The 17,315-nt window shown below is 76.1% G+C and carries 12 protein-coding genes; 6 read left to right on the top strand and 6 right to left on the bottom strand.

The window, feature by feature from the left end; all coding sequences use genetic code 11:
* Positions 1-317: 317 nt before the first annotated feature.
* Both ACFQ8Y_RS20995 and ACFQ8Y_RS21000 read right to left on the bottom strand, forming a co-directional pair.
* Positions 318-824, bottom strand: coding sequence for a hypothetical protein (locus ACFQ8Y_RS20995; RefSeq protein WP_430586646.1), 507 nt, complete (start codon positions 822-824; stop codon positions 318-320).
* A 110-nt stretch (positions 825-934) separates the two neighbouring features.
* Positions 935-2,971: an ATP-dependent DNA helicase UvrD2 gene (locus ACFQ8Y_RS21000; protein ID WP_430586647.1), complete on the bottom strand. Its 2,037-nt coding sequence runs from the start codon at positions 2,969-2,971 to the stop codon at positions 935-937.
* Positions 2,972-3,044: 73 nt separating this feature from the next.
* On the opposite strand from ACFQ8Y_RS21000, the gene ACFQ8Y_RS21005 reads away from it, so the two are divergent.
* The gene (locus tag ACFQ8Y_RS21005) at positions 3,045-3,314 is read left to right on the top strand and encodes a mycoredoxin (RefSeq protein WP_430549555.1); all 270 of its coding nucleotides are present in this window, start codon (positions 3,045-3,047) and stop codon (positions 3,312-3,314) included.
* Between the two features lie 21 nt (positions 3,315-3,335).
* On the opposite strand, the gene nudC is transcribed toward ACFQ8Y_RS21005, so the two are convergent.
* Entirely contained in the window at positions 3,336-4,337 is a 1,002-nt protein-coding gene (nudC, locus tag ACFQ8Y_RS21010) for an NAD(+) diphosphatase (RefSeq protein WP_430563880.1), read from the bottom strand.
* Between the two features lie 144 nt (positions 4,338-4,481).
* On the opposite strand from nudC, the gene ACFQ8Y_RS21015 reads away from it, so the two are divergent.
* From ACFQ8Y_RS21015 to cynS, 3 genes are all read left to right on the top strand, one after another.
* Positions 4,482-5,405 carry a macrolide 2'-phosphotransferase gene (locus tag ACFQ8Y_RS21015; RefSeq protein WP_430549553.1) on the top strand — a complete coding sequence of 308 codons (924 nt, stop codon included), beginning with the start codon at positions 4,482-4,484 and terminating at the stop codon, positions 5,403-5,405.
* Between the two features lie 195 nt (positions 5,406-5,600).
* Positions 5,601-6,461 carry a formate/nitrite transporter family protein gene (locus tag ACFQ8Y_RS21020; protein ID WP_430549552.1) on the top strand — a complete coding sequence of 287 codons (861 nt, stop codon included), beginning with the start codon at positions 5,601-5,603 and terminating at the stop codon, positions 6,459-6,461.
* A gap of 49 nt (positions 6,462-6,510) precedes the next feature.
* Positions 6,511-6,960, top strand: coding sequence for a cyanase (cynS, locus tag ACFQ8Y_RS21025; protein WP_430549551.1), 450 nt, complete (start codon positions 6,511-6,513; stop codon positions 6,958-6,960).
* Positions 6,961-6,963: 3 nt separating this feature from the next.
* On the opposite strand, the gene ACFQ8Y_RS21030 is transcribed toward cynS, so the two are convergent.
* Positions 6,964-10,716 carry a UvrD-helicase domain-containing protein gene (locus ACFQ8Y_RS21030; protein ID WP_430586648.1) on the bottom strand — a complete coding sequence of 1,251 codons (3,753 nt, stop codon included), beginning with the start codon at positions 10,714-10,716 and terminating at the stop codon, positions 6,964-6,966.
* Positions 10,713-14,126 (bottom strand): PD-(D/E)XK nuclease family protein, encoded by a 3,414-nt coding sequence (locus ACFQ8Y_RS21035; RefSeq protein WP_430586649.1) that lies wholly within the window; start codon positions 14,124-14,126, stop codon positions 10,713-10,715. Before ACFQ8Y_RS21035 ends, ACFQ8Y_RS21030 begins: the two co-directional genes overlap by 4 nt.
* Before the next feature lie 242 nt (positions 14,127-14,368).
* Between ACFQ8Y_RS21035 and ACFQ8Y_RS21040 the strand changes: the two genes are divergently transcribed.
* Positions 14,369-14,593: a DUF3107 domain-containing protein gene (locus ACFQ8Y_RS21040; RefSeq protein WP_430549548.1), complete on the top strand. Its 225-nt coding sequence runs from the start codon at positions 14,369-14,371 to the stop codon at positions 14,591-14,593.
* 6 nt (positions 14,594-14,599) lie between these two features.
* Here ACFQ8Y_RS21040 and ACFQ8Y_RS21045 read toward each other — a convergent pair whose 3' ends face one another.
* Positions 14,600-15,274: a ferritin-like fold-containing protein gene (locus ACFQ8Y_RS21045; protein WP_430549547.1), complete on the bottom strand. Its 675-nt coding sequence runs from the start codon at positions 15,272-15,274 to the stop codon at positions 14,600-14,602.
* 301 nt (positions 15,275-15,575) lie between these two features.
* On the opposite strand from ACFQ8Y_RS21045, the gene ACFQ8Y_RS21050 reads away from it, so the two are divergent.
* A complete protein-coding gene (locus ACFQ8Y_RS21050; RefSeq protein WP_430549546.1) occupies positions 15,576-17,249 on the top strand; it encodes a DEAD/DEAH box helicase in 1,674 nt (557 codons plus the stop codon).
* Positions 17,250-17,315: the final 66 nt, after the last annotated feature.

Raw genomic sequence — 17,315 nt, forward strand, 5'->3', positions numbered from 1 at the left:
GACCGGATGTCTCCAGGAGGCGGAGTCGGGTGCGATGTGGAGATCGGCGTTGCCTGCTCCGTGCTGACGCGCGCGGAACGGACGGACGGCGTCGAGCTCGCCACGGGCAGACGTGTACCCGGGCGCACCAGCAGACGCGGTCGCCATCACGATCTGAGTCATCGTGTCCATCTTGTGCACCCACCTCCTCACTGCTCTCGGACCTCCGCCTCTCGGCAGACGCCACTCCGTCTGGGACTCTCCGAGCATAGACGGCCTCGCCCAGGCCGCCACATCTTTTTTCGAGATTTCTTCGACGAGTTTTTTCGGGCACCCGTTCAGGCCCCCGACGACGCCGCCGCCTCCAGCGGTCCGATGACCACCAGGTCGCCCAGGCAGCCCTCCACCGCGGCTGCCACACCCGCGTCGTCGAGACCGTCCGGGACCGCCCGGACCTGCAGCCCGCCGTCGCCGCGGCTCGCGTCGAACCCCTCGCCGACGAGGCAGTCCACCTGGACCTGCTGCAGGTCCTGCACCTCGGCCTTGGTGATCAGCCCGTCCTCGAGGATCTCCGTGCCGCGGTCGGTCGTGACCCTCTCGAGGGCCTCGGTGAAGCCCGCGGGCAGGTCGTGCGCGGCGTGGCCCCCGGCCCCGGCGGCCCCAGGGGATCCGCCGTGCTCACCGTGTCCGCCGCTGCGCGGGCCGTTGCCGTCGCCGGGGTCGGTGCCACCGGCGGAGCAGGCCGCCAGCAGGACGGCGAGGACGAGGCCGGCGCCCGCGGCCGGCGCCCTGCGGGCGCGGCGACCGGCTGGGGCGGTGGGGCGGGAACGCCCGGGCGGGACCATGGAGGACACCTCTCGTCGGGGACGGACCTCGACAATCTGGCACCCCGGCGGTCGGCCCGACAAGGGTCTTCGTCAGGTCCGCTCACAAATACGGGTTTTGCCGTACGTGCTCAGCCGGCCTGCTCCGCCACGATGGCGAGGATCGTCTGCCCGTAGCGGTCGATCTTCGCCGGGCCGACGCCGTTCACGCGCGCGAGCTGCGCCACGGACGTCGGCTTGAGCTCCGCGATGGCGGCCAGCGTGGAGTCGCCCAGCACCGTGAACGCCGGCTTGTCCGTCTCGCGGGCCACCGACAGCCGCCACTCGCGCAGCGCGTCGAACAGGGCGACGTCGTGCTCCCCGGTGAGCTGCTGGCGCGCCTGGCCGCGCACCGCACGTCCGCGGCCCCGCCGGTCCGAGGGGTCGTCCGGCCACAGCCCGTCGAGGAAGCGGGTGCGCTTACGCGTGGCCCGGCCGCCCGGGTTGCGGGACCGCGCGAAGGACAGCTCCAGGTGCTCGCGGGCGCGGGTGATCCCCACGTAGAGGAGGCGGCGCTCCTCCGCGACCGCCTCGTCCGTCTCCGCCAGCGAGATCGGCATGAGGCCCTCGCTCACCCCCGCGAGGAAGACGGCGTCCCACTCGAGACCCTTCGCCGCGTGCAGCGAGGCCAGCGTGACACCCTCGACCGTGGGCGCGTGCTGCGCCGAGGCCCGCTCCTCCAGCTCGCCGACCAGGGTCGCCATCGTGGCCGGCGCGTCCTCGGGCGCCGCGGCCGCGACGTCGTCGGCCAGCCCGACGAGCGCCTGCATCGCCTCCCACCGCTCGCGGGCGGCGCCCCGGGCGGCAGGCGGCTGCTCGGTCCACCCGGCGGTGACGAGCACGTCGCGCACCTGCTCGGGCATGGGCTGGTCCGGGTCGGCGGACCGCGCCGCTCCGCGCAGCAGGACGATCGCGTCGCGCACCTCCTTGCGCTGGAAGAACCGCTCGCCCCCGCGGACGAGATAGCTGATCCCGGCGTCCGCGAGCGCCGACTCGAACGCCGCCGACTGCGCGTTGGTGCGGTAGAGCACCGCGATCTCGCTGGGCCGCACGCCCGACGCGATCAGCCGACCCGCCCGGGCGGCGATGCCCGAGGCCTCCGCGTCGTCGTCGTCGTACGCCGTGAAGCTCGCGGGCGGGCCCGCGGGGCGCTGCGCCACCAGCTCCAGCGCCCCGGGGACCCGGCCGCGGCGCAGCACCTGGTTCGCGAGGTGCACGACCTGCGGCGTGGACCGGTAGTCGCGGACCAGCCGCACCACCTGGGCGTCGGAGTAGGTCCGCGTGAAGTCGAGCAGGTAGTGCGGGGTCGCGCCCGTGAAGGAGTAGATGGTCTGCGACGGGTCGCCCACGACGCACAGCTCCTTACGGTCGCCCAGCCATTGGTCGAGCAGGAACTGCTGCAGCGGCGAGACGTCCTGGTACTCGTCGACGACGAAGTGGCGGTACTGCGAGCGGACCTCGTCGGCCACCTGCCGGTGGGAGTTGAGCATGTCGGCGAGCATGAGCAGGACGTCCTCGAAGTCGATGACGCCGCGCTCGGTCTTGACGTCCTCGTACGCGGTGATGAGGCGCGCGACCGTCTGGTGGTCGTAGCCCGAGGGCGCGGGCCGGTCGTCGACGAGGGCCGCCTTCACGTAGTCCTCCGCCGTGACGAGCGACACCTTGGCCCACTCGACCTCGGACGACAGGTCGCGCACGGCGACCCGGTCGACGCTCACGCCGACACGGCGCGCGGCCTCCGCGACGGCGGAGGCCTTGTGCTCGAGGATCCGCGGCGGTGCGCCGCCGACGACGCGCGGCCAGAAGTAGCCGAGCTGGCGCAGCGCGGCCGCGTGGAACGTGCGCGCCTGCACGCCGACCACGCCCAGGTCACGCAGCCGGGTGCGCATCTCCCCCGCCGCGCGGGCGGTGAACGTCACCGCGAGCACCGACGTCGGCTTGTAGGTGCCGGTGCGCACGCCGTAGGCGATGCGGTGCGTGATCGCCCGCGTCTTGCCCGTACCCGCACCGGCGAGCACGCACACCGGCCCGGTGAGGGCCAGCGCCACGTCCCGCTGCTCGGGGTCGAGGGCGTCGAGGATCGCGTCGGGATGAAGCGGGGCGCTCGGGGAGTTGGTGGTGGTCGACATCGTCTGCGATTCTCGCAGCCGTCGCCGACACCCCGCTCCCGTCGTCCCCAGCCACCGTCACAGGAGGATCCCGATGACCGTCGTCACGCCGCAGCTCCCCGCCCCGGGCACCGTCACCATGTACTCGACCGCGTGGTGCGGGTACTGCCGGCGGCTGCGCACCCAGCTCGACTCCGAGGGCATCGGGTACACGGTGATCGACATCGAGGAGCAGCCGGGGACGGCCGCGTTCGTGGAGCAGGTCAACGGCGGCAACCAGACCGTCCCGACGGTCGTCTTCCCCGACGGCACCGCGGCGACGAACCCGTCGCTGCTCGACGTGAAGGCACGCCTGACCGCCTGACGGGACCGGTCGGCCGACCGGTCAGCCGGGCAGCTCCTCCCCGTACCACTCCTCCACGAGGGCACGGGCGATCGAGGGCCGCCCCGGCAGGCCCACCTCGCCGGCACGGACCCCCGCGGCGAGCTCGTCGCGGGTGAACCAGCGCGCCGCTGTCACCTCGGCGCCGTCCACCTCGACGTCCGTCGCCACGGCGCGCGCGCGGAAGCCGAGCATGAGCGACGCCGGGAACGGCCACGGCTGGCTGCCGCGGTAGACGACGTCGCCGGGCGCGTCGCCGATCACGACCGACGTCTCCTCGGCGACCTCGCGGCGCACCGCCTGCTCCAGCCCCTCCCCCGGCTCGACGTAGCCGGCGAGCGTGGAGTACCGGCCCTCCGGCCAGTGCGCGGCGTGCCCCAGCAGCAGCCGGTCCTCGTCGTCGACCACCGCCATGATCACCGCCGGGTCGGTGCGCGGGTACACCTCGACGTCCTGCACCGGGCACCGCCGCACCCAGCCCGCCTGCTCGACGACGGTCGGCTCGCCGCACCGCGGGCAGCGCTCGTGCGACGCGTGCCACGCGGCGAGGGCCACGGCCTCCGCGGCGAGCGCGTCGCCGCGGCGTCCGCCCACCTCGCGCAGCCCCGCCCAGGCGTGCTCGCGCGCCAGCCGCGACGCGGGCGCGGCCGGGGAGACGCCCTCGATCCCGACCGCGTCGGCGTCGGCCTCGTCGGGCAGCACGAGGGCGAGCAGCCCCGCACCGTCCTCCTCGCCGAGGAACAGCCACCGGTGCCCGGGCACGTGCGCGTCGGGGCGGTCGGCCCGCTCGGGCTCGGCCGGGAGGCCGTCCGCCTCCGCCGCACCGACCAGGAGCAGGTCTCCCGCGGCGTCGACGGCGACGCGGCCGCGCAGCACCAGCACGACGCGCGTCGTGGGGTCGGCCAGCAGGCGCGGGAGCAGCCCCGGGTCGGCGCGGCGCTCGGCCGCCCGGTCGTGGGTGGCGTGCGTGTAGGAGAGGTCGGGGATCGCGAAGGGGGCCGTCACGCCTCGACCGTACCCGCGGCGGCGGCCCTCGGGTGGCCCGCCCTGACGACGGGCGCGCGCCGGGCGGGACGGCGCGCGGGACGTCGGCGGACACGCGCGCGGCGGTGCTCCCGGGCGGGACCCGGCACCGTCTACGGTGGGCGGGTGCCACGCAGTCCGCTCGCCCTCGCCGCCCTCGCGACGGCCGCCGTCCCGGGCCTCGACGCCCGCTCGGTCCGCCCCGAGGAGCTCCCGGGCGACTACGACGTCGCCGTCGTCACCGCCGACGACGGCGTCGACTGGCTCGTGCGCGCCCCCCGCACCACGATGGCCGGGGCCGCCCTCGAGGCCGAGACCGAGCTCCTCGACGCGCTGCACCTGTACGTGGACGCCGGCGTGCTGCCCTTCACCGTCCCGCAGGTGGCCGGCTTCGCCCTGCTGCCCGAGGGTGGGCGCGCCGTCGTGCACCGGCACGTGACCGGCACGGCCCTCGACCTCGAGGCCCTGCGCCCCGGGCCCGGCCTCGCCGCCGACCTCGGCCGCACCCTCGCCGCGGTGCACGAGCTGCCCGCGTCCGTGGTCGAGTCGTGCGGCCTGCCGTCGTACACCGCGGCCGAGTACCGCGAGCGCCGCCTGGTCGAGCTCGACGAGGCGGCCGCGACCGGCAAGGTGCCGCCCACCCTGCTGCGCCGTTGGGAGGCCGCCCTGGAGGACGTCGCCCTGTGGCGCTTCCAGCCCGTCGTCGTGCACGGGGACCTCGCCACCGACCAGATGCTCGTCACGGGCGGACGGGTCACCGCGATCAGCGGCTGGTCCGACGCCCGCGTGGCCGACCCGGCCGACGACCTCGCCTGGCTCCTCGTCGCCGCCCCGCCGGACGCGGTGGACTCGATCATGGAGGCCTACCAGCTGCGCCGCACCGAGCTGCACGACGCGCGCCTCGTGGACCGCGCGCTGCTCGTGGGCGAGCTCGCGCTGGCCCGCTGGCTGCTGCACGGCGTCCGCCGCGGGCTCGACGACGTCGTCGCCGACGCCGAGGCGATGCTGGCCGACCTGGACGAGGCCACCCGCGAGGACGCCCCCGCCTGACCAGGGCGAGGGGGCGTTCTCGCAGCCGCCGGTCTCACAGCCCTTCGACCCGGCCTGCGAGGTCGGCGAAACCCCGGGCTCACGGCTTCGGGCGGTACCGAAACACGACCTCAACGTCGTGGCGACGTGGCCACAACCTGCGACGACGAGACTCGGCGGCACACCAGCGCCTCCACTCCCGCCGAAGGGTCCGCCATGTCGTACGTGATGCCGCAGGACTTCGTCTCGCAGATGATCGCCACCGGCGAGAAGAAGCTGTTCATGTCCACCCGGGACACCCTCATCCGCTCGTTCATGGGCGGGGCCATCCTCGCGCTGGCCGCCGCGATGGCGGTGACCATCTCGACGAACACCGGGAACCCGCTGCTGGGTGCGGCCTTCTTCCCGATCGGCTTCATCATGCTGTACCTGATGGGCTTCGACCTGCTCACCGGCGTCTTCACGCTGGTGCCGTTCGCGGTCATCGCCCGCCGCCCCGGCGCCACCTGGGCCGGCATGTGGCGCAACTGGGGCCTCGTGTTCTGCGGCAACTTCGCCGGCGCGTTCACGGTGGCCGTGCTCATGGCGATCACCTTCACCTACGGGTTCTCCACACCGCCCAACGAGATCGGGCAGGCCCTCGGGCACATCGGCGAGGGGCGCACCGTCGGGTACGCCGACCACGGCGCGGCCGGCATGCTCACGCTGTTCGTCCGCGGCGTGCTGTGCAACTGGATGGTCTCCACCGGCGTCGTCGCCTTCCTCATGTCGAAGGACACGATCAGCAAGGCCGTCGTGATGTGGATGCCGGTGTTCCTGTTCTTCTACATGGGCTTCGAGCACTCCGTCGTGAACATGTTCCTGTTCCCGTCCGGCCTGCTGCTCGGCGGTGACTTCACCGTCATGGACTACCTCGTGTGGAACGAGATCCCGACCGTGCTCGGCAACCTCGTCGGCGGCCTGACCTTCGTCGGCCTCCCGCTCTACCTCACGCACTACCGCACCCGGCCCGAGCGCCGTCGTCCCGCGCCGGCCGAGCCCGTCGCCGAGGACCGCGTGGCCGCGCCGGTCGGCTGACCCGCCGCACCACGTCGACGCCAGACCTCCCTCCGACCGAAGGACACCCGTGGACCCGATCATGACCAAGGCCGCCGCGGCCGAGCAGGTCGTCACCGCCCGCCTCCGCTCCGGCCTCACCTGGCAGGAGATCGCCGACAAGGTCGGCGCACCGGTCGTCTGGACGACGGCCGCGCTGCTCGGCAACCACCCGATGAGCGCGGAGCAGGCGTCCGCGGCCTGCACGCTGCTCGGCCTGGGCGAGGACGTCGCCGAGGCCCTGCGGCTGCAGCCGTACCGGGTGCGCGACGAGGCGGTGCTCACCGACCCGACCATCTACCGGTTCACCGAGGCGCTGGCCGTGTACGGGCCGGCGCTCAAGGAGCTCATCCACGAGGAGTTCGGCGACGGCATCATGTCGGCGATCAACTTCCAGGTCGACATCGCCCGCCGCGCCCACCCGGACGGCGACCGCGTGGTGGTGACCCTCGACGGGAAGTTCCTCGACTACCGCTGGTGAGGCCTACCGCTGGTGCGGCTCGCCCCGCACCAGCGCCTCCAGCTCGGCCTCGTCCAGCAGGCGGCGCGGGCGCACGGTGGTACCGCTCGCGACGTAGACGAACGCGGCGGACACCTTGTCGAGCGGCAGCCCGGTGTACCGGGACCACGCGAGCCGGTAGACGGCGAGCTGCACCTCGCGGGCGGAGCGGGCGCCCGCGTCGCGCGGCTCGTGCCCGGTCTTCCAGTCCACGACGACGACCGCCGGCGCCTCGCCCTCGGCGGGGGGCGGGGCGTCGTCGTCGGGGAACACGGCGTCGATCCGGCTGCGCAGCATGACGCCACCCACCGGCGTCTCGACGTCGACCTCGACCGCGAGCGGGGTGCGGGACGCCCACGCGGACTCCGTGAAGCGCTGCCGCAGCGTCTCCAGGTCGACGTCGGGCGCGATCTCACCGTCCTCGGCGCCGGGCAGGTCGTCGACGTCGACCAGCGACGACGACGTGAAGAACCGCTCCACCCACTCGTGGAAGTGCGTGCCGCGGCGGGCGTGCACGGTGGGCTCCTGCGGCACCGGACGGCGCAGCTGGAGCGCGAACCCGGCGCGGTCGCCGGCGAGCCGGACCAGGCCCGACGCCGACACGTGCGCCGGCAGCTCCACCTCGCGCGACCCCCGCTCCCCCCGCTCCGTGAGCAGCGTGCGGGCCAGCAGCACCAGGTCGCGGCCCGCCGCGTCGCGCAGCACACCGGTCGCGGCGCCGCCCTCCGGCCTCGCGGGGTCCCTGCGCGCACGGTCGGCGCGCGCCGCCTCGACCCGGGCTGCCGACGCCCGCAGGACGTCACGCGGCGTCGGGGCCTCGCCCGGCCCGGTGCCGGTCCCGGGCTCGGGGTCGTCCGCGCGTCCGGCCCCCGCGGACTGCTCGGGCGGGGGCCACGGCGCGGCGTGCTCGACGTCGTCACGGGGGTTGCCCGCCGCCGGGTCGGGCTGCTCGGCCCAGCCGCCCGCGTCGGCCACCCCACCTTCGACGAGCTCGGCGAGGAAGGGCGAGACGCGCCGCGGCGTGCTGCCCGTGCCCCACCAGTGCGCCGTGAGGAACAGCTCCCGGCGGGCGCGCGTGAACGCGACGTAGGCCAGGCGGCGCTCCTCGGCGAGGCGGTGCGCGCCGCTGTCCGCGCGGAACCGGTCGCGCCGGGCGGCGAGGTCCTTGGTGTCGGCGGCCTCCGCCCAGGTGAACTCGGGCAGGTCGGGCGCGTCGCCGCGCAGGTGGTACGGCAGCGCGGAGACGTCGGTGAGCCATCCGCTGTCCAGCCGCCCCTGCGCCGACTCCGCCTGGCTGGGGAACACGCCGTCGACCAGCCCGGGCACCGCCACCACGTCCCACTCCAGCCCCTTCGCGGCGTGCGCGGTGATGACCTGCACGGCGTCGGGGTCGGGCTCGCGGACGGGCATGTCGAGGCCGCGCTCCTGGTCGCCCGCGACGCCGAGCCACGCGAGGAACGCGCCCAGCGTCGCGACGTCGGCCGACTGCGCGAAGCTCGCGGCGACGTCGCGGAACGCGTCGAGGTGCTCCCGGCCGCGCAGGCTCACGCCGGCGGCAGCCCCACCTCCGGGGCCGGTGGCCGGGGTGAGCGTGTCCGCGAGCACCTGCGCCGTGGCGACCTCGACGTCGAGGCCGAGCGCGCGCTCGGCCACCACCACGAGCTCCGGCAGCGAGAGGTACGTGAGGCCCCGCAGCTCGCGCAGCAGCCGGGCCAGCGCCGTCAGCCGGCCGTGGCCCGCGGCGGACAGCACGCGACCGTCGCGGGCGGGGCGCCCCGGGGCCGGCAGGTCGTCCAGCGCGTCGACGATCGAGCGGTGGTCCACGACGTCGCCCTCGACGACGACGGGGGCGTCGCCGTCCTCCTCCGGTCCCTCGCCCGGCGCGGCCGCACGGTCTCCCGGTCGGGCGCCGTCGGCGCGGGCCAGGTCCGACGCCCACGAGCCGAGGGCGTGCAGGTCGGAGGCACCGAGGTTGACCCGGGGACCCGTGAGCAGCCGCAGCAGCGAGTCGCCGCGCGAGGGGTCGTGCACCGCCTCGAGCAGCGCGACCACGTCCACCACCTCCGGCGTGGACAGCAGCCCGCCCAGGCCCACGACCTCCACCGGCAGCCCGCGGCGCCGCAGCGCCACCTCGACGGCGGCGAACTGCGACCGCGCCCGGCACAGCACGGCGGCCGTCACCCGGTCGGACCCGTCCCGGCGGGTCGCGCGGTGCCAGCGCGCCGCGACGAACTCCGCGGCCGCCTCCGCCTCCTCCTCGCTCGTCGCGGCGACGTGCGCGCGCACGACGCCCGTGCCCGCGCCGGGGCGCAGGTCGAGCGGCGGCACGTCCACGCCGGTGCCGGTGTGCCGTGCGCGCTCGCGCAACGGGGCCGCGGCGACGTTCGCGGCCGCCAGCACGGCCGCGTCGTTGCGCCACGACGTGCTGAGGTAGCGCACGGCCGCCGGCGCGCCGGCGCGCGTCCGGAACCGCTCGCCGAAGCGGGCCAGCCCCGACGCCGAAGCGCCCCGCCAGCCGTAGATCGACTGGTGCGGGTCGCCCACCGCGGTCACGGCGTGCCCGCCGCCGAACAGCCCGGCGAGCAGCTCCACCTGCGCGTACGACGTGTCCTGGTACTCGTCGAGCAGCACCACGGGGAAGCGGGAGCGCTCCGTCGCGCCGACCGCCGGGACCGACCTGGCGAGCTCGGCGGCGAACGCGATCTGGTCGCCGAAGTCCAGCGAGTCCGCGACCCGCTTGCGGCGGCGGTACTCCGCGACGAGGTCGAGCAGGCGGGCCCGCTCCGCCACCGAGTCGATCAGCCCCTGGACCTCCTTGGTCCGCTTCTTCTGCCGGGGGCCGAGCGGCAGCGCGTCGAGGCGGGCGACGACGTCGGCCAGCGCGTCGCGCGCCTCGTCCACGGGGAGCAGGTGCTCGCCGAGCTCGCCCGACAGCGCCAGCACCGCGCCGACGACCGTGCTCACCGCCTTGTCGGTGCCGAGGTCGTCGGCCCACGACTCGACGACCTGCGCCGCGAGCTGCCACTGGTTCGCCTCGCCCAGCAGCCGGGAGCCGGGTTCGATGCCGAGCCGCAGCCCGTGGTCGGCGACCAGCGCGGCCGCGTACGCGTTGTAGGTCGCGACCGTGGGCCGGGCGAGCAGGTCCAGGCCCGACGTCGCGCGCCCCTGCGCCCGGGCGAGCTGCGCGAGGCGGGACTGCACGCGCTGGGTGAGCTCGGCCGCCGCCTTGCGCGTGAAGGTCAGCCCGAGCACCTCCTCGGGGGCGACCAGCTCGTTGGCGATCAGCCACACCACGCGTGCCGCCATCGTCTCCGTCTTGCCCGACCCGGCCCCGGCCACCACGAGCACGGGCTCGAGCGGCGCCTCGATGACGGCGACCTGCTCGTCCGTGGGCGACGGCCGCCCGAGCAGCTCGGCGATGTCGCGGGCGGACAGCCGCGGCTCCGCCGGCGCGGGGCGCGCCGTCGCGCCGGGGCCGCCGTCGGCCGCCGGGCCGCCCACCAGCGCGGAGTCGCCGAAGAGCGCCGCGTCGTCGAACAGGACCGCGTCCGGCGAGGCCGGGCCGACGCCGGCGAGCTCGGGGAACCCGAGGTCGGCCTCGCGGCCGGGCTCGCCGAGCGCGGCCCACGTCTCGTCCGCGAACGCCGCGGCGAGGTCGTCGCGGCCGCCGTGGGGACGGTCGTCCCCGGGCTCCGGCGCGGCAGCGCCGTCGGTGCCGGTGGTGCCGTCGCCGGTCACTCGATCACGTTCCTTCCCTCGGGCTGCACGGGGCACGACCGGCGCACGGGGCACATGGGGCACAGGTCGTTCTCGTGCGCCGTGAAGCGGCCCGCCGCCATCGTGTCGGCGGCGCTCTCCACCAGCGCCCGCGCCCAGCTCGACCCGTCCTCGCCGACCTGCAGCGCGGGCTGGTCGCGCAGCGTCGGCGCCACGGTCGGCGTCCCGACGTACACGAGCCGAGCGCCCGCGCTGGGCGTGCCCGGCGGGAGGTCGAGCGCGCCCTCGGACACCGCGAGCTGGTACGCGCCGAGCTGCGGGTGCTCGGTGGCCTTCGCGCGGGCGGGCGCGCTGCGGCCGGTCTTGAGGTCGGCCACGGTCACGCCCTCGTCGCCCGCGTCCTCGACGCGGTCGATCTTGCCGCGCAGGCGCGCACGGCCCACGGTCAGCTCGAACGCCGGCTCCACGAGCAACGGGTCGCCCGCCTCCGTGTAGTAGGCGGCGAGGCGCTCGATCATCTGCTCGGCGCGGCGGCGCAGCTGGCGCGACGGCCAGCCGTCGGGGAGCGCGAGCTCGGGCCAGCGACGGTCGAGCTCGGCGCGCAGCTCGGACAGCGACGCCTTCGGCAGGTCCTCCGCGATCGCGTGGACCAGCGTGCCGAGCGTCTGGTGCGTGGCGTCGGGTGCCGTGGCGCCCGCCGACTCGAACGCCCACTTCAGGGCGCACGTGCTCACCGTCTCCACCTTGGACGGCGAGACCGTCACCACGTCGTGGGGCCCCCACAGCGGCGCGTCGCTGGACGTCGCGGCCACGCCGTACCAGGTGCGCGGGTCGGCCTCCGCGATCCCCGCGTCGGCCAGGTCGGCGAGCAGAGCGGCGGCGACGCCGACCGGGCCGTCGTCGTCCCCGTGCCCGGCCGCCCTGACGAGGGTCGCGCGCGCCTCGGCGACCACGCCGCGCAGGTCGAGCGGCGGGCCGACGGTCACCCGCCGCGGGTCCGGCCCCTCGGCCCCCGCACGGTCGCCGTCGGGCGGCTCCACGAGGTCGAGGAACACGGACGGCGCGTCCTCGGCGTCCTCCACGGCCGTCACCACCAGCCGGCGCCGCGCCCGCGACGTGGCGACCGCGAACGCCCGGAGCTCGTCCGCCAGCACCTGGCGCCGAGCCTCCGGGCCCATGCCGTGCGCGTCGTCCGAGCGCCCGGCGAGCAGCTCCACCAGCGCCTGCGACCCCAGCAGCGAGTCACGCAGCCGCAGGTCGGGCCACACGCCGTCCTGCACTCCCACCACGACGACCACGTCCCACTCGCGTCCTGCCGCACCGGCCGGGGTGAGCGCCTCGACCGCGTGCGCGCCCACCGCGGACGCCGCGAGCGAGTCGGCGGGCAGGTCCTGCGACGCGAGGTAGTCCACGAACGCGGCGACGGGGGCGCCGGGCATGCGGTCCACGTACGTCTCGGCCGCACGGAACAGCGCGAGGACGGCGTCGAGGTCGCGGTCGGCGCGCGCCCCGGCGGGTCCGCCCGCGAGCGCCGCGTCGCGCCACCGGTCGGCGAGCCCGGTGGCCGCCCACACCGCCCACAGCACGGTCTGCGCGGTGGCGCCCGGCTCGGCGGCGGCGGCCCTCCCCGCGGCCAGCACGCGCGCGACGGCGACGGGGCCGCGCCGCACCGGCGTCGGCAGGGTCTCCGCGCGCGCCGGGTCGTCCAGCACCTCCACCAGCAGCGCGTCCGACGACCGGCCGCCCCCGCCCGACAGCTCCTCCGCCCGCAGGGCGCGGCGCAGGCGCCGCAGCGCCACGGCGTCGAGACCGCCCACCGGCGAGGTGAGCAGCAGCGCCGCCGTCTCGGCGTCGAGGGCGGAGCCCGCGCCGGGCCCGGGTTCCCCGAGCTCGTCCGCGATCAGCCGGTCGACGCCGCCGCCGGCCGCGCACACGCGCAGTGCCGCCAGGAGGGGCGCCGCGGCGGGCTCGTCGCGCAGCGGGAGGTCCGAGCCGAGCAGCGCCACGGGCACCGACGCGGCGACCAGGTCGCGGCGCAGCGAGGCCAGCCGGTCACCGCTGCGCGCCACGACCGCCATCCGCTCCCACGGCGTGCCGTGCAGCAGGTGCTCGGCGCGCAGCTCGCGCGCCACGAACGCGGCCTCCTGTGCCGGCCCGGCGAGCACCGCGACCTGCACGCCCGACGGTTTCGCGCCAGCGGGTTCCTCCCCCGCCGTCCCGTCCGACGACGTCCCGTCCGACGACGGCGCGGCGTCGGCGCCGTGACCGGTGGCTCCGTTCTCGGCGTCCTCGCCGTCCTCCACCGGGCCGACGGCGTCCGGACGCGGACCGGCGCCGCGGTGCAGCGCGCCGGAGACGGTCGCGATGCGCGACGTCACGGCCCGCGTCACCGCGCGCAGCCCCTCCGGCTGCCGCCAGGCCGTGCCCAGCACGACGGTGCGCGCGTCGAACGCTCCCACGACGCCGGCGCGCGCGGGGGCCGCAGCGCGCCCGACCAGTCCGGGGGACGCGCCGCGGAAGCCCTGCACCGCGGAGTCCGGGTCGGCCAGCAGCACGAGCCGCGCGCCCGCGTCGTGCAGCACGTGCAGCAGCCGTGCCGTGGCGACCGTGGCCTCCTGGTAGTCGTCCACGACGACGAGGTCCCACGACGGTCTCGGCACGTCCGGCAGCTCGTCGTCCCAGCCCGCGAGGGCGTGCGCCGCCTCGTCGATCACGCCGGCCGGGTCGTACCGGGCACCCGCGTCCGGGGTGCCGAGGCGCAGCGTCGTGACGTCCAGGTACTCCTCGTAGAGCTGCGCGGCGAGCACCCACTCGGGCCGGTCGTGCCGGCGGCCGAGCTCGTCGAGGTCCACGGGCCCCAGCCCGCGCTCCGCCGCACGCATCAGGAGGTCGCGCAGCTCCTGGCGCAGCCCGCGCAGTCCGAGCGACTCCTCCGGCAGCCCCGGCGGGAGCACGAGGTCGGTGCCCTCTCCCGACAGGTGCCCCTCGAGCAGCTCCGCCAGCACCAGGTCCTGCTCCGGCCCGGAGACCAGCGTGGGCGCCGCGTCGCCGTGCGCGGCCGCCCGCGCCCGCAGCACCGCGAACGCCGCGGACGCGGGCGTGCGCACCATCGGGGCCCCCACGGTGCGCCCCGCGCGCGCGGTCACCTCGTCCCGCAGCCTCGCGGCCGACCGGCGCGACGCCGCGAGCACCAGCACGCGCGACGGGTCGACGCCCGGCGCGTCCCCCGGGCTGCGCATGGCCCGCACCGCCACCGTCGTCGCGACCGTCGTGCGCCCCGTGCCCGGGGCGCCGACCACGAGCGTGACGTCGCCCCCGAGGGCGGCCGCGACCGCGGCCTCCTGCGTCGCGTCGAGCACGACGTCGTCGCTCGCGACGCCGGCAGGCTCCGGCACCACGAGGCGCACGGCGGTGAGGGGTGCTGACGTCACGGGACCGATTCGACCATGCCCCACCGACAGCCCCACCGACAGCCCCACCGACGGCCCCGGTCCCCGGCGCGCGGCGCGCCGGTTTCACCCTCCGCTGACAAACGCGTCCCGGGCCCTTCCCCGCGCGCGGGCGTGGCTAGGATCGAGCAGACGTCCGGGAGACCGGGATCGACCGACGGCCGGGAGACGGCCGACAGACGCGCGCCGGCACGACCGGCGCGGCTCGCGAAGGAGACAACAACGTGGAGATCACGATCGGTGTGCAGAACCTGGCCCGCGAGCTGGTCGTCGAGACCGACCAGACGGCGGAGGAGGTGACCGCCGCGGTGCGCGGCGCCATCACCGACGGGGGGCTGCTCGAGCTCACCGACTCGCGGGGGCGCACCATCCTCGTGCCGACCGCCACGATCGGGTACGTCGAGGTGGGCGCCACCGAGCAGGCCAGGGTGGGCTTCGGCGCCCTCTGACGCCCGTCAGGCGGCGAGGCCCAGGCGGTCCATCCGGCGCGTGTGCTCGGCGGTGAGCCGCGAGACGAGCCACGCCTGCGTGGACGCGCCGCCGTCGTCGACGGCCTCCCGCGCGCGGGCGGCCAGCGCGGCCAGCGGCGGGTGCGCCGCGAGCAGCACGGGCACGAGGCCCAGCGCCTCGCCCACGACGCGCCGCCCCCACAGCGCCAGGCGGGCGGCGAGCACGCCGTCCGCCGCGGCGGCCCCCGCCAGCGCGGCGGTCGCGGGGTCGTCGGTGCGAGGCTCGCCCACGGCGGCCACGAAGTCCCCCGCACCGCCGGGCAGCCCGGCGGCGAGCTCGCGGCACAGGTCCTGCGCGACGCCGAGCCCCACGACGCTCTTGAGCAGCCCCTCCGCCCAGCCGGACGGAGGCGTGCGCGCGTCGAAGTCGGCGAGCACCCCGTCGAAGGGCGCCATCGCCGCGGCCGCGCCGTCGGCCCCGGGTGCGGCGGTGAGGGCGAGCAGCCGCTCCTGGCGACCGAGCGACTCCCCCGCCGCCGTCGCCAGGGTCTGGCGGACGGCGAGGTCGGGCGCGTCCACCGACCGGGCCGAGAGCAGGCCGAACGCCGCCAGCTCCGTGTAGGCCGCGAGCCCCACGAGCGTCGTCAGGGCCGGGTCCGGGGTGCTCTGCTGCTGGCTCACGCGCCTCAGGATAGAGGCGACCGTCGACGTCACACCCCGACCGGGCGCCCGTCGCGTACCATGGACGTGTACTTCGGTTGCCCGGTCGTCATGCCATGGGTCTCAATCCACTGACTCGACCGCAGCGGCCCGGCGGGATCCCCGCCGAGCCTGAGCGACGTTCTTCCGCGATCGGCTGCCGACCACCTCGGCGCTCCTTGCGACCCGACGAGTGTGACCTGAACGGTGCGGCCCGTCGACGGACCCGGCCCGTTCGGGAGCCCCTCGGTTCGCGCGCGCCGACGAGCAGACGAAGGTACCCGTGACCACGACCGAACCCGCCGCCACCGCGGCCCCCACGGCTCCCGCCACCGGCGAGCCCGACTACTCCACCCCCGCAGCCATCCAGGCGCAGGACGTCTCCTTCGCCGACTTCGGCGTGCGCCCCGAGATCGTCGAGGCCCTGCGCGAGTCCGGCATCACCCACCCCTTCCCCATCCAGGCGATGACGCTGCCGGTGGCGCTCCAGGGGCACGACATCATCGGCCAGGCCAAGACCGGCACGGGCAAGACGCTCGGCTTCGGCGTCCCGCTGCTGCACCGCGTCGTCGCGCCCGGCGAGCCCGGCTACGACGAGCTGCCCGCCCCCGGCAAGCCGCAGGCGATCGTCGTGGCGCCGACCCGCGAGCTCGCGGTCCAGGTCGCCAACGACCTCGCCACCGCCTCGAAGAAGCGCTCCGTGCGCATCGCGCAGATCTACGGCGGCCGCGCGTACGAGCCGCAGATCGAGATGCTGAACAACGGCGTCGAGGTCGTCGTCGGCACGCCGGGCCGCATGGTCGACCTGCTCAACCAGGGCCACCTCAACCTCACCCGTGCGGCCACGGTCGTGCTGGACGAGGCCGACGAGATGCTCGACCTGGGCTTCCTGCCCGACGTCGAGAAGATCCTCGCCCGCACTCCCGCGGTGCGACACACGATGCTGTTCAGCGCGACGATGCCCGGTCCGGTCGTCTCGATGGCCCGCCGCTACATGTCGCAGCCCACGCACATCCGCGCGGCCGAGCCGGACGACGACGGCGCGACGGTGAAGAACACCCGCCAGGTGGTCTACCGCGCCCACGCGCTGGACAAGGTCGAGGTGCTGGCCCGCCTGCTGCAGGCCGAGGGCCGCGGCCGCACCATCGTCTTCGCCCGGACCAAGCGCACGGCGGCGAAGGTCTCCGACGAGCTGCGCGACCGCGGCTTCGCGGCCGGCGCCATCCACGGCGACCTGGGCCAGGGCGCCCGCGAGCAGGCGCTGCGCGCGTTCCGGCACGGCCACATCGACGTCCTCGTCGCGACGGACGTCGCGGCGCGCGGCATCGACGTCGACGACGTCACGCACGTCGTCAACTACCAGTGCCCCGAGGACGAGCGCACCTACCTGCACCGCATCGGCCGCACCGGTCGCGCCGGCAAGCAGGGCACCGCGGTGACGTTCGTCGACTGGGACGACGTGCCCCGCTGGCAGCTCATCGACCGCACGCTGAACCTCGGGTTCCCGGAGCCGGTCGAGACGTACTCGAGCTCGCCGCACCTCTTCTCCGACCTGAGCATCCCCGAGGGCACCAAGGGCCGGCTGCCCAAGAGCAAGCAGCAGCTGGGCGGCCTCGAGGCCGAGGAGCTCGAGGACCTCGGCGAGACGGGCAAGCGCACCAGCTCGTCCGGCCAGCGCGACGGCCACCGTGGCGGTCGTGACGGCGGTCGTGACGGCGGTCGCCGGGACGGCGGCTCGCGCGGCGGCCGAGGCGGCTCGCGCTCCGGCCAGGGCTCGCGCTCCGGCCAGGGCTCGGCCGACGGCGCCGGCGAGCGCGCCGAGGCCCCGGCGTCCGGTGCGGGCGAGCAGGGCGACGGCGAGCAGCGTCGCCGCCGCAACCGCAACCGTCGTCGTACCCGCGGCGGCCGCCCGGTCGAGGGCGGCTCGTCGGCCCCGCAGGCGCCGTCGGAGGGCTGACCCGCCAGCACGACCACAGGTACGCATCGAGCGTGCTGACTCGTTCCTCAGGCGAGACGTCTGAGG

This window comes from Isoptericola sp. NPDC056605, assembly GCF_042792795.1.
Classification (GTDB): domain Bacteria; phylum Actinomycetota; class Actinomycetes; order Actinomycetales; family Cellulomonadaceae; genus Isoptericola.